Genomic DNA, 13,050 nt, shown 5'->3' with positions numbered 1-13,050 from the left:
CGTGGAACTTCCCCTCCAACGGCGCCGCCGCCTGCACCAACTGACGGATCAACGTACCCAGATCATCACTCGACCCACGCGACTTCGACGACAGACTCGTCAGAACCTGCGCCCCCATGTCGAACTTCATTCAATCCCCCTGCCAAGCTGCGTGAACTCATGTTCTCTCAATGCCTACCAACTCCCGGGGCTCTGAGGCAATCGGGGCCGGTGATGCTGTTGAGATTCTGTGACAGAACCCAACGGCGGCAGGCGTCACGGCGCGGACACAACCGCAGGCCGCCGTTGACCGGTCGCCGACGGACGCATCCGGTGCCGCCGGGGCGCCGGTTGCTCACGCTCTGAGACAGAATGCCGTTTGGCACAAGCCGTGTTCGCCGCCGGCCACTACTCACCTCCGCGCCTGCTGCACAGCTGTTTTACGTCCGCACCGTGTGTGCGGACCGCGTGACGACTCATGGAGTGCAGATTGACTACGACGTTCCGCTCTCGCATCACCGCCCGGATCGGGCGCACCTATCTGTCCAGGATCCAGAAGTACGGGATCGGGTCTTCGACGGTCCGGATGCTCCCCGACGACCTGTTGATGATGCTGCGCAGGGACGGCCTCGACCCAGTGGACAAACTGGCCAGGACCCGGGCGAAGCGGCCGGTGCACAAGGTCTCGCTGCCCTTCGGCATGGATGCCTGGGTGGTCAGCGGCTACGAGGAGTCGAAGGCCGTTCTCGGCTCGGCCGACGGATTCAGCACCGACTTCGCCCACCTCGCGACGAACGCCGGAGTGGCCGCCGAGCAGAGCCCCGGCGGGCTCGGGTTCAGCGATCCTCCCGTGCACACACGACTGCGCCGCATCCTGACACCGGAGTTCACGATGCGTCGGCTGCGGCGGCTGACCCCAAGGATCGATGCCATCGTCGAGGAACGCCTCGACGCGATGGCGGCTGCCCGGGGTCCGGTCGACCTGGTGCAGGAGTTCGCGCTGCCGATCCCCTCTCTCACGATCTGCGAGCTGCTCGGTGTGCCGTACGAGGACCGCGACGACTTCCAGCAGCTCGCCATGGACCGCTTCGACCTCTTTGCCGGAACGACCGCGCCCTTCGGCGCGATGTCGGAGTCGCTGGAGTACTTCAGGGGCGTCGTCAAGGCGCAGCGCGAGAAGCCCGGCGACGGCCTGCTCGGCATGATCGTGCGGGAGCACGGCGACAACGTCGACGACGAGGAACTCGCCGGCCTCGCCGACGGTGTGCTCACCGGCGGGTTCGAGACGACCGCCAGCACGATCGCCCTCGGCTCCCTCGTGCTGCTCCGGAACGCGGACGTCCTGGAGCGAATACGCGACGACGACGCCATGACCGCCCCCTTCGTCGAGGAGGTGCTGCGCTACCTCTCCGCGGTGCAGATCGCCTTCCCCCGCTTCGCCCGCCGCGACATCGAGATAGGCGGCGTGGTCATACCGCAGGGCGACATGGTGCTCTGCTCGCTGAGCGGCGCCAACCGCGATGCCGCGTACGTCACGGACGACGGGCGCTTCGACCCGCACCGCACCCCGTCGGGCGGCCATCTCGCCTTCGGCCACGGCATCCACCGCTGCGTAGGCGCCGAACTGGCCCGCATGGAACTGCGCACGGCGTACCCGGCCCTGGTCCGGCGGTTCCCCGGGATGCGGCTCGCCGTCCCGCCGCAGGACCTGGCCTTCCGCAAGCTGTCCATCGTCTACGGCATCGAGTCACTGCCGGTGCACCTGCGCTGAAGTCTCCAGGGTCTTGCCGCGCTGTGCGTACGTGGTGGTGACGGTGTCCGGCGCGGCGACGGACGAGGAGTCCCGGATGGGGGCTGCGCGGAGGCCGATGACGATCCGGCCCGGGTCGGCGGCGTAGTCGAAGCGGGTGGCCGGGTCGTTGGCGGAGGCGAAGAAGAGTTCGCCGGTGACGGAGCGGACGACTCGGCCGCCCCCGGGGTCGGTGACCGCCGTGGCGTCGGCCGGGCGGGCGACGCGCCCCGCGAGGCCGGGGGCGTTCCCCGGCACTCGACGCGCCCCGGCCAGGATGCTCCCCCGCCAGCACTCGACTGCGGGGGGTCGGGGTGCTTCCTCAGCACCCCGCTCAGCACTCGATGATGTTCACCGCGAGCCCGCCCCGCGCCGTCTCCTTGTACTTCACGCTCATGTCCGCGCCGGTCTCCTTCATGGTCTTGATGACCTTGTCGAGCGAGACCTTGTGGCTGCCGTCGCCGCGCAGCGCCATCTTCGCCGCCGTGACGGCCTTGACCGCGGCCATGCCGTTGCGCTCGATGCACGGGATCTGGACGAGGCCGCCGACGGGGTCGCAGGTCAGGCCCAGGTTGTGTTCCATGCCGATCTCGGCGGCGTTCTCGACCTGCTCGGGGGTGCCGCCGAGGGCCTCGGCGAGGGCGCCCGCGGCCATGGAGCAGGCGGAGCCGACCTCGCCCTGGCAGCCGACCTCGGCGCCGGAGATGGAGGCGTTCTCCTTGAAGAGCATGCCGATGGCCCCGGCCGCGAGGAGGAAGCGGACGACGCCGTCCTCCTTCTCCGCCTCGGTGGCACCGCCGGCCGCGAAGTTCGTGTAGTAGTGCAGCACCGCCGGGATGATGCCCGCGGCGCCGTTGGTGGGCGCGGTGACGACCCGCCCGCCCGCCGCGTTCTCCTCGTTGACCGCCATCGCGTAGAGGGTGATCCACTCCATCGCGTGGGTCTGCGGGTCGCCCTCGGCGCGCAGCTGGCGGGCGGTGGTCGCGGCGCGGCGGCGGACCTTGAGGCCGCCGGGCAGGATGCCCTCGCGGGACATGCCGCGCGAGACGCAGGCCTGCATGACCCGCCAGATGTCCAGCAGGCCCGAGCGGATCTCGTCCTCGGTGCGCCAGGCCCGCTCGTTCTCCAGCATCAGCGAGGAGATGGACAGGCCGGTGTCCCGGGAGAGCCGCAGCAGTTCGTCGCCGGTGCGGAAGGGGTGCTTGAGCACGGTGTCGTCGAGCACGATCCGGTCCTCGCCCACCGCGTCCTCGTCGACGACGAAGCCGCCGCCGACCGAGTAGTAGGTCTTCTCCAGGACAGGGGCGCCCTCGCGGTCGAAGGCGAAGATCGTCATGCCGTTCGCGTGGTACGGGAGGGCCTTGCGGCGGTGCAGGATCAGCTGCTCGTCGGCGTCGAAGTCGATCTCGTGCATGCCGAGGAGGTTGATCCGGCGCGTGGCGCGGATCTGTTCCACCCGCTCGTCGGCGGACTCCACGTCGACGGTGCGCGGCGACTCGCCCTCCAGGCCGAGCAGGACGGCCTTGGGGGTGCCGTGGCCGTGACCGGTCGCACCGAGCGAGCCGTACAGCTCGGCGCGTATGGAGGCGGTGTGGGCGATCAGACCCTCGTTCTTCAGCCGGCGCGCGAACATACGGGCGGCGCGCATCGGGCCGACCGTATGGGAGCTGGACGGGCCGATGCCGATCGAGAACAGGTCGAAGACCGAGATGGCCACGGGGGACTCCTCAAGGGTTGGTAGACATCGTCGTCTGCCGGGTGGTGCGGTACGGGCCGGGCGGCCCGAAGAGCGGGGGCACAGGGCGGGGCACCGCGCTCACTGTTCAGTGTGCGCGGTGCCCCGCCCCAACGTGTTGCCGGAACGTGTCCGGACTACTTCAGGCCGGGGTACAGCGGGAACTTCTCGGCCAGCGCCACGACGCGGGCCTTCAGGGCGTCCGCGTCGTAGGACGGCTTGAGCGCGGCGGCGATGATCTCCGCGACCTCGGTGAAGTCCTCGGCCCGGAAACCGCGGGTCGCCAGGGCCGGCGTACCGATCCGCAGACCCGAGGTGACCATCGGCGGCCGCGGGTCGTTCGGGATGGCGTTCCGGTTGACCGTGATGCCCAGCTCGTGGAGCCGGTCCTCGGCCTGCTGACCGTCCAGCTCGGAGTTGCGCAGGTCGACGAGGACCAGGTGGACGTCCGTGCCGCCGGACAGCACGGAGACACCGACCTCGGTGACGTCCGGCTGGACCAGGCGCTCGGCGAGGATGCGGGCGCCGTCCAGGGTGCGCTGCTGGCGCTCCTTGAACTCGTCGGTCGCCGCGACCTTGAACGAGACCGCCTTGGCCGCGATCACGTGCTCCAGCGGGCCGCCCTGCTGGCCCGGGAAGACCGCGGAGTTGATCTTCTTGGCGAGCTCCTGCGTCGACAGGATGACGCCGCCGCGCGGGCCGCCGAGGGTCTTGTGCGTGGTGGTCGTGACGACATGCGCGTGCGGCACCGGGTTGGGGTGCAGCCCCGCGGCCACCAGGCCGGCGAAGTGCGCCATGTCGACCATCAGGTACGCGCCGACCTCGTCCGCGATGCGGCGGAAGGCGGCGAAGTCCAGCTGACGCGGGTACGCGGACCAGCCGGCGACGATCAGCTTCGGCTTGGACTCCTTGGCCAGACGCTCTACCTCGGCCATGTCCACGACGCCGGTCTCGTCGACGTGGTACGGGACCACGTTGTAGAGCTTGCCAGAGAAGTTGATCTTCATGCCGTGGGTCAGGTGACCGCCGTGGGCCAGGTTCAGACCCATGATCGTGTCGCCCGGCTTGAGCAGCGCGAACATCGCGGCGGCGTTGGCCTGCGCACCGGAGTGCGGCTGGACGTTCGCGGCCTCGGCGCCGAACAGCGCCTTGATGCGGTCGATGGCGATCTGCTCGACGACGTCGACGTGCTCGCAGCCGCCGTAGTAGCGGCGGCCGGGGTAGCCCTCGGCGTACTTGTTGGTGAGGACGGAGCCCTGGGCCTCCATGACCGCGACCGGAGCGAAGTTCTCCGAGGCGATCATTTCGAGGGTGGACTGCTGACGGTGGAGCTCGGCGTCGACAGCGGCGGCGACGTCCGGGTCCAGCTCATGGAGGGAGGAGTTGAGAAGCGACATCAGGTGGTCCCTTGGGGTCTTTAGTTGCCGGAGAACTCGGTGTACTCGTCGGCGGAGAGCAGGTCCTCCGGCTCCTCCGCGACGCGTACCTTGAACAGCCAGCCGCCTTCGAAGGGAGCGGAGTTCACCAGCGACGGGTCGTCCACGACGTCCTGGTTCGCCTCGGTGACCTCGCCGGTCACCGGGGAGTAGAGGTCGCTCACCGACTTGGTCGACTCCAGCTCGCCACAGGTCTCGCCCGCGGTCACCGTGTCACCGACCGCGGGGAGCTGGGCGTAGACGACATCGCCGAGCGCGTTGGCCGCGTGCTCGGTGATACCGACCGTGGCCACACCGTCCTCGACGGCCGACAGCCACTCGTGCTCCTTGCTGTAACGCAGCTGCTGGGGGTTGCTCATGACCTGAATTCTCCTGTACGCGGGGGAGTGCTGATGAACGGTGGTCTTACGGTGTGAGACGCGAATGCGTCACTTCTGCGGGTGCGCCGACATCACTTCTGGCGCTTGTAGAACGGCAGCGCCACGACCTCGTACGGCTCGTGGCTGCCCCGGATGTCCACTCCGACGCCCGCGGTGCCCGGCGTGGCGTGCGCGGCGTCGACGTAGGCCATGGCGATCGGCTTGCCCAGGGTGGGCGACGGGGCGCCCGAGGTGACCTCGCCGATGACCTCGTCGCCGACGACGACGGAGAAGCCGGCGCGCGGCACCCGGCGGCCCTCGGCGACCAGCCCGACCAGCTTGCGCGGCGGGGCGGTCTCGGCGCGCTCGGCGGCGGCCTCAAGGGCCTTGCGGCCGACGAAGTCGCCTTCCTTCTCGAACTTCACGACCCGGCCGAGACCGGCGTCGAACGGGGTCAGCGCCGTGGTCAGCTCGTGCCCGTACAGCGGCATGCCCGCCTCCAGGCGCAGCGTGTCGCGGCAGGAGAGCCCGCACGGGATCAGGCCGCGGGAGGCGCCCGCCTCGGTCAGCGCCTTCCAGAGCTGCTCGGCGTGCTCGGGGGCGACGAACAGCTCGAAGCCGTCCTCGCCGGTGTAGCCGGTACGGGCGATCAGCGCGGGGACACCGGCGACGGTGCCGGGCAGACCGGCGTAGTACTTCAGGCCGTCCAGGTCGGCATCGGTGACGGCGGCCAGGATCGCCGGGGACTCGGGGCCCTGGACGGCGAGCAGCGCGTACGCGTCGCGGTCGTCGCGCACCTCGGCGTCGAAGCCCTCGGCCCGCGCCGTCAGCGCGTCCAGCACGATCTGGGCGTTGCCCGCGTTGGCGACGACCATGTACTCGGTCTCGCCGAGCCGGTAGACGATCAGGTCGTCCAGGATGCCGCCGTTCTCGGCGCAGATCATCGTGTAGCGGGCGCGGCCCACGGCGACCGTGCCGATGTTGCCGACCAGTGCGAAGTTCAGGAAGGCCGCGGCCGCGGGGCCGGTGACGGTGATCTCGCCCATGTGCGACAGGTCGAAGAGGCCGGCCCGGGTGCGCACCGCGTTGTGTTCGTCGCGCTCGCTGGCGTACCGCAGAGGCATGTCCCAGCCCGCGAAGTCGGTCATGGTCGCGCCCAGCGAACGGTGCAGGGCATCGAGGGCGGTGAGGCGTGGGGCGGTGCTCATGGATATGACTCCCGGGACATGACGACGAGGACGATCCCTCCCCATCTGTCATCGGAACCTGAGAGGTTCGCCGAGACCCCCTGGAAGGGTTCGGCTTGCACCTTGGGTGGAGCCGCGAAAGCGGCCCGCTTTTCAGATCTGCCTCATCCACGCGGTACGGGGCCTGAGAGATTCAAGGGAGGAACTTGCTCCTTCGGCGCCCGGTACATGCGGTGACCGGAACTCTCCCGCGCGGATTCAAACGGCCGGTATGCAGTTGGCCGGGTCATCATCGCACGCATCGCGCCGGAGTGGGGCCCCGGTACCCTGCCGGAATTCACCGGCGTGGGCGGTTGTGTGGCATTACCTTTTCTTTACACTTCAGGGGCATACGTGGGGTCAGCCGACAGGGGGAGTGTGATGATGTTGCAGCGGTACGCGACGACCGCGGGAGTCGCGCACGGCGCGGTGCCCGCACAACCGGGGGCCGCGGCGCGACAGGCGTCCGGAACGCACGCGCCCGTGGTGCGGGATCTGCGGGAGCGGTCCGGGCGCAGCCCGAGCGGCCTGCGCTTCGCCCCGGGCGACGTGGTGGTGGTCTCCGGGCTGCCGGGCAGTGGCAAGTCGACGCTCATCCGGCGGGCGGTGACGACGGCGCACGCCGTCGACTCCCAGGACACCCGTGACCGCTGGGCCCGGATCATGCCCCGTTTACTCCCGTACGCCCTTTACCGCCCGCTCGTCCGCGCCGCCCACTACTGGGGGCTGTGGCGGGTGCTGCGCTCCGGGGAGTCCGTCGTCGTCCACGACTGCGGAACACAGTCGTGGGTGCGCGGCTGGCTGGCCCGTGACGCCCGGCGCCGGGGCCGGGCCCTGCATCTCGTCCTGCTCGACGTCACGCCGCAGACAGCCGAAGAGGGCCAGCGCGAGCGCGGACGCGGCGTATCGGGATACGCCTTCGCCCGGCATCGCAGGGCGGTGGGCAAGCTGCTGAGGGCGACCGAGGGGGGCCTGCTGCCGGGGTGCGCCTCGGCGGTGCTGCTGGACCGGGAGGCGGCGGGAAGGATCGGCCGGATCACCTTCACGGACGGGCGGCTCGGGGCCGGGCGTTAATCTTCTGCCGGAAAGCGTGGGCGAGAAGGGGAAGCAGTGGACATCCCGGCACAGGTCCAGTCCCATCCGCAGGGCGGATGGCCGGCCAATGAGCTCGAAGAGATACTGATGGCCTCGGTGGGCGTCCCGGAGGCGGGCGGACGGCTCGTCGAGGTGCTCGGACGCAGTCAGGTCTGGGTGCCCCTGCCCAACGGCGGCGGACCCGACTCGGCCGACCTGGACCTGGCGACGCTGGAGATCGAGGGCGCCGCGTACGTCCCCGTGTTCAGCTCCGAGCAGCAGTTCCTCGCCTGTGTCGGCAGCCATATGTCCTTCACCGTCGCGCCCGCCCGCGACTTCGCCCGCGGCCTGCCCCCGCAGCTCGGCATCGTCGTGAACCCCGGCGGCGCGGTCGGGATGCCGCTGCCGCCCCCCGCCGTGGCCGAACTCTGCCGGGTCGGACGCAGCCCGCTGGACGGCCCGGCCGGCGGCGGTCGGGTCCGGCTGTACGAGCCGGACTGGAAGGAGGAGCCCGTCGACTTCCTCGCCGCGGCGGCCGGCGAATTCGAGGAGAGCGGCGTCGTGCAATCCGCCCGGCGGGCGCTGGCCAGCATCGAGGGCGGCGACCCCGTCCTCTTCGTCGGCGTCGAGCTCTCCACCTGGGAGGGCGAGGGGCGCAATGCCCCGATGGACGCCCTCGGGCGCGCTCTGGGGCGGGTCGAGGTGCCCTGGCCGGTCAATCTCGTCCTGCTCGATGTGGCACAGGACCCGGTCGGCGACTGGATGCGGGAGAAGATCCAGCCGTTCTATCAGCGGGCGGGCCAGTAGCCCCGGCGTGGAACACCGCTTCGACCCATGGCGTCAAGTCGGTGTCAGGACCGGCGCATAAGCTGGTTTCATGGCTGGTGCCTCGGCATCATGCCGCGCCCGTGTGCCCGGGAGCGGCCGGCCGACACAGTGGATCGAAGAGGGGCGGGACCAGGTGAGTGCGTCAGGCACCGCGGCGGCCGGGCAGGTCGAGCACATGCTGCGCCAAGTGACGCCCGGACGCTACGACGCGTACGAGGCGCTGCTGAAGGCCCTCGCGAACGGCCGGATCTGGATGCTCCTCTGGCACGGTCAGGCGGGCTCGCCCGACGCCCAGTACGGGAACATGGAGGTCGACGGCCTCGGCTACGCCCCCTGCGTGACCTCCGCTCAGGAGCTCTCCGCCAGCGGCTGGAACCGCGCCCATGAGCTGGTCGGCGGCCTGGACATCGCCCGCGCCCTCTTCCCCGACCGCTGGGGGATCTGGCTCAACCCGCACGCCCCGGGCGGCGGCGTCGGCATCCCCTGGCTGGATCTGCGCCGGATCGCCACCGGGCTCGACCGGATGCCCGCAGGCCCGCTCCGGCTCACCGAGCCGGCCATCGAGATCCCGCAGTTCTACGCCCTGCTCGCGCAGAACGCCCACCGCGCCCCCGCGATCCGTTCGCTGCGCCGCGCCTGGGTGCAGCCCGCGCTCGGGGTGCCCTACCTCGCCATCGGTCTCGACCTCTACGACACGAGCGCGCCCTCGGTGGACGCGGCGCGCGCGATGATGCAGCAGTCGATCTCCGCCGTCCCGGACGGGCTGCCCGTCTCCACCGTCGCGATGTCCGACGAGTACGACCCGGTCGCGATGTGGCTGCGTGCCAACGCCCGCCCGTTCTACGACCGCGAGGCACACGCCCCGGCGGCCCCCGCCACGGGCTACGGCTACCCGCCGCAGGGCACGTACTGACCCTTCCGGGGCCGCCCGGCCCTGGGCGTGTTTCGAAAGTCCCGCCTGGTCGGGGGCGTCCGGCACTTCCCCGAGCTCTCGGCTTCGCCCGAGCAGGGGAGGCCCCATCGCTCGCCGCGTTGTCGGTCGTCGGCGCAGCCCGCTGCGCTCTCCTTCCTCCGCCTTGCGATCGCACGCACGCCCCCGGCCCCGCCCTCCGGGCGGACGACGCCACTTTCGAAACACGCCATGGCGCCCCGGAATGCGCGTGTACGTGCCGGATTCCCGTAACGCGACCGTAAGGCGCCAACTTCCTGAATGTGTAGGCACGTTCACCTGCCCGGTGTCTCAACCGGCCGACCATGTCCGAGATTTCCGGGCTGGACACATCTGGTGCCGAAAGCATCGCGAATCTGAGCGCCTGCCCCTCTTCCGCCTCAACTGACCTGCGTTCGTGGGGCGTTCACATCCGTCCGGATAACGGAACACCCAGGACCGCATCACGGTTAGGCATCCATTCGCCTGTCGGTCTGGCTACCTGTAGTGACGGCAATGAAGACTCCCGCAGCAAGGGCGTGTTGCCGCCTCCGTGTACGACTGACTGATCGCGCCGCACAGCGGCCAGTTCGGCCCGGCCACCGCCGGTTGAGAGGGGTCCTTGCCACGATGACGGCACCACTGCACGAGCCGACCAAGGAAGCGGATCCGGTCGCGGCCGACGGTCCCGCAGTCGACTCCGGGGTGAAGAAGGTCGAGGGACGATCTCTCAAGCAGATCGCCTGGAACCGCCTGAAGCAGGACAGAGTCGCCCTGACGGGTGGCATCGTTGTCCTCGTCCTGGTCGTGGTGGCGATCTTCGCGCCCCTCATCGTCGGACTGCTGGGACATCCGCCCAACGAGTTCCACCAGGACATGCTCGACCCGCTGACCAATCTCCCCATGGGCGACCTCGGCGGTGTGAGCAGCGACTATCTCTTCGGCGTCGAGCCCAACAAGGGGCGCGACGTCTTCAGCCGGATCGTCTACGGCGCCCGGATCTCGCTGCTCGTGGCGTTCCTGGCGGCCCTGGTCGCCGTCGCCCTCGGCACCCTCTTCGGGATCATCGCCGGCTACTTCGGCGGCTGGGTGGACTCGGTGATCAGCCGGATCATGGACGTGCTGCTGTCCTTCCCGCAGCTCCTCTTCATCATCTCCCTGGTCTCGGTCCTGCCCGACGATCTGCTCGGACTGACCGGCAGCGGCGTGCGCATCGCCGTACTCGTCGCCGTCATCGGCTTCTTCGGCTGGCCGTACGTGGGACGCATCGTCCGCGGGCAGACGCTCTCGCTGCGCGAGCGCGAGTACGTGGAGGCCGCACGCAGCCTCGGCGGCGGACGCACGCACATCCTCTTCCGCGAGCTGCTGCCCAACCTGGTCGCGCCGATCACCGTCTACGCGACGCTCATGATCCCCACCAACATCCTCACCGAAGCGGCCCTGAGCTTCCTCGGTGCCGGTGTCCGGCCGCCCACCGCCTCCTGGGGCGGGATGCTGCGGGACGCGCTGGAAACGTACGAGCACGACCCGATGTTCATGGTCTTCCCCGGCGTGACGATCTTCATCACCGTGCTGGCCTTCAACCTCTTCGGGGACGGGCTGCGCGATGCCCTGGACCCCAAGGGGACCCGATAACCCACGACTTGCCCCTGCCGCATCGTCAGGTGGCTTTTCCCATGGTTCTCCGGCAAGCAACGGCCTGGGACCGCGATCTCGGAGGTTGCGAGAAAATGTCCACAGTTACCTCGAAACGACGGCTCACCGCTGGTGCGGCCCTCGTGGTCGCGGCGCTGATGACCACCACGGCGTGCGGCGGCGGCGACGACAACGAGAGCGGCGGCAAGTCGAAGGGCGCCGGCTTCAACGCGGCGTTCAACAAGGTCGCCAACCCGTCCACCAAAAAGGGCGGAACGCTGAAGATGGTCGGGAAGCAGGACCTCGACTCCGCCGACCCCCAGCGCGCCTACTACGGCATGGCCTGGGACTTCATGCGCTTCTACACCCGTCAGCTGGTCACGTACGACACCAAGCCGGGTGCGGCCTCCACCAAGCTGGTCGGCGACCTGGCCACCGGCCCCGGCGAGATCACGGACGGCGGCAAGACCTACACCTACAAGCTGCGTGATGGTCTGACCTGGGAGGACGGCTCCAAGCTGACCTCCAAGGACGTCAAGTACGGCATCGAGCGCATCTGGGCGACGGACACCATCACCGGTGGCCCGCAGTACCTGAAGCAGACGCTGGACCCCAAGAGCGAGTACAAGGGCCCCTACAAGGACAAGTCCGCGGACAAGCTCGGTCTCAAGGCGATCGAGACGCCCGACGACAACACCATCATCTTCCATCTGCCCAAGCCCAACGGTGACTTCGAGCAGTTCCTCGCCATGCCGTCCGGCTCGCCCGTGAAGGCGGACAAGGACACCGGCGCGAAGTACACCCAGCGGCCGTTCTCCGCCGGCCCGTACAAGTTCGAGACGTACAAGCCGGGCAAGAGCATCGTGCTCGTGCGCAACGACAAGTGGCAGAAGTCCTCGGACCCGATTCGCGCCGCGCTGCCGGACAAGGTCACCGTGACGATCTCCGCCAACCTGGAGGAGAACGACAAGAAGCTGATGGAGGGCGACTACGACGTCGACCTCAACGGCACCGGCATGACCCAGTCCGGCCGCGTCACCGCCGTCCAGAAGTACAAGGACAGCGTCGACAACATGCAGACGTCCTTCGTCCGCTACGTCGCGCTCGTCCACACCGCGAAGCCGTTCGACGACGTCCACTGCCGCAAGGCCGTCTTCTACGCCACGGACTTCGCCGGTCTCCAGCAGACCCGCGGTGGCGAGATCGCCGGTGGTGCGATCGCCAACAGCACCCTGCCGGTCTCCATCAAGGGTCACAGCGACTACGACCCGTACGGAATCCTCGCCCGCAAGGGCAAGCCGGACCTCGCCAAGGCCAAGGACGAGCTGAAGCAGTGCGGTCACCCGACCGGCTTCTCCACCAAGCTCACCGCCCGTAACAACAACCCGGGCGAGGTCGACACCGCCGAGGCGCTCCAGGAGCAGCTCGGCAAGGTCGGCATCAAGGTCGAGGTCGACCCGATCGACGGCGCCGAGTCGTCCAGCATCACCGGCTCGCCGTCCGTCGTGAAGAAGCGCGGCTACGGCATGACGATGAGCGGCTGGGGCCCGGACTTCCCGTCCGGCCAGGGCTTCGGCCAGCCGCTGTGGGACAGCCGCTTCCTCTCGGAGACCGGTAACTACAACGAGTCGCAGCTGAAGGACCCGGAGATCGACAAGATCTTCGACCGGGCGATCGCGGAGACCGACCCGGTCAAGGCCGGTGAGATCTACAAGGAGCTCGACAAGCGGATCCTCGACCAGGCCGACTGGATGCCCTTCATCTACGAGAAGAACATCACCTGGCGCGGCAGCCGACTGACGAACGCCTACATGTCCGACGCCTACAACGGCCGTTACGACTACGTCTCGCTCGGCGTCGTCAAGTAGTCGCTGTAGTCAACAGTATGTGCAGTCAACCCGGTTGACTGTTCCACCGCCGCCGAAACCCGCCAGTCCGAAGGGCAGGTGATGGCCGGGGCGGTGGCCGGGAGCCCCCACGAGGGCCTCAACGCTTCCGCCAGTCCACAGGAACGTCGACCGCTCCGGAAGCACGAGACGAACCGTCGCCTTCCAGCTCTGG

General features: G+C 69.2%; 10 protein-coding genes, 1 pseudogene and 1 riboswitch. Of the genes and pseudogenes, 6 read left to right on the top strand and 5 right to left on the bottom strand.

Annotated elements, in window-relative coordinates:
* The first annotated feature begins 457 nt into the window (after positions 1-457).
* Positions 458-1,750, top strand: a complete 1,293-nt coding sequence (locus ACWCQ6_RS32805; RefSeq protein ID WP_451095473.1) for a cytochrome P450 — start codon at positions 458-460, stop codon at positions 1,748-1,750.
* Here the strand turns inward: ACWCQ6_RS32805 and ACWCQ6_RS32800 are convergent.
* The 5 genes and pseudogenes from ACWCQ6_RS32800 to gcvT form a co-directional block, all read right to left on the bottom strand.
* Positions 1,727-2,002 (bottom strand): annotated as a pseudogene (locus ACWCQ6_RS32800) (SulP family inorganic anion transporter); the annotation flags it as partial. The gene ACWCQ6_RS32805 and the pseudogene ACWCQ6_RS32800 sit on opposite strands and share 24 nt — an antisense overlap.
* Positions 2,003-2,102: 100 nt before the next feature.
* The gene (locus ACWCQ6_RS32795; RefSeq protein WP_451095471.1) at positions 2,103-3,485 is read right to left on the bottom strand and encodes an L-serine ammonia-lyase; all 1,383 of its coding nucleotides are present in this window, start codon (positions 3,483-3,485) and stop codon (positions 2,103-2,105) included.
* A 155-nt stretch (positions 3,486-3,640) separates the two neighbouring features.
* Entirely contained in the window at positions 3,641-4,900 is a 1,260-nt protein-coding gene (glyA, locus tag ACWCQ6_RS32790; RefSeq protein ID WP_451095469.1) for a serine hydroxymethyltransferase, read from the bottom strand.
* A 20-nt stretch (positions 4,901-4,920) separates the two neighbouring features.
* Positions 4,921-5,298 (bottom strand): glycine cleavage system protein GcvH, encoded by a 378-nt coding sequence (gene gcvH / locus ACWCQ6_RS32785; RefSeq protein ID WP_451095467.1) that lies wholly within the window; start codon positions 5,296-5,298, stop codon positions 4,921-4,923.
* A gap of 92 nt (positions 5,299-5,390) precedes the next feature.
* The gene (gene gcvT / locus ACWCQ6_RS32780) at positions 5,391-6,506 is read right to left on the bottom strand and encodes a glycine cleavage system aminomethyltransferase GcvT (RefSeq protein WP_451095465.1); all 1,116 of its coding nucleotides are present in this window, start codon (positions 6,504-6,506) and stop codon (positions 5,391-5,393) included.
* 142 nt (positions 6,507-6,648) lie between these two features.
* Positions 6,649-6,746: riboswitch (glycine riboswitch) on the bottom strand.
* Positions 6,747-6,905: 159 nt separating this feature from the next.
* Here gcvT and ACWCQ6_RS32775 point away from each other — a divergent pair.
* From ACWCQ6_RS32775 to ACWCQ6_RS32755, 5 genes are all read left to right on the top strand, one after another.
* Positions 6,906-7,598 (top strand): AAA family ATPase, encoded by a 693-nt coding sequence (locus tag ACWCQ6_RS32775; RefSeq protein ID WP_451095463.1) that lies wholly within the window; start codon positions 6,906-6,908, stop codon positions 7,596-7,598.
* Positions 7,599-7,634: 36 nt separating this feature from the next.
* The gene (locus tag ACWCQ6_RS32770) at positions 7,635-8,405 is read left to right on the top strand and encodes an enhanced serine sensitivity protein SseB (protein ID WP_451095461.1); all 771 of its coding nucleotides are present in this window, start codon (positions 7,635-7,637) and stop codon (positions 8,403-8,405) included.
* Positions 8,406-8,559: 154 nt separating this feature from the next.
* The gene (locus tag ACWCQ6_RS32765; protein WP_451095459.1) at positions 8,560-9,339 is read left to right on the top strand and encodes an enhanced serine sensitivity protein SseB C-terminal domain-containing protein; all 780 of its coding nucleotides are present in this window, start codon (positions 8,560-8,562) and stop codon (positions 9,337-9,339) included.
* Between the two features lie 645 nt (positions 9,340-9,984).
* Positions 9,985-10,989: an ABC transporter permease gene (locus ACWCQ6_RS32760; RefSeq protein WP_451095457.1), complete on the top strand. Its 1,005-nt coding sequence runs from the start codon at positions 9,985-9,987 to the stop codon at positions 10,987-10,989.
* Positions 10,990-11,084: 95 nt separating this feature from the next.
* Positions 11,085-12,857, top strand: a complete 1,773-nt coding sequence (locus tag ACWCQ6_RS32755) for an ABC transporter substrate-binding protein (protein ID WP_451095455.1) — start codon at positions 11,085-11,087, stop codon at positions 12,855-12,857.
* The last annotated feature ends 193 nt before the right edge of the window (positions 12,858-13,050 follow it).

The organism is Streptomyces sp. NPDC001880, assembly GCF_053594575.1.
This window is presented reverse-complemented; position numbering and strand designations above follow the sequence as displayed.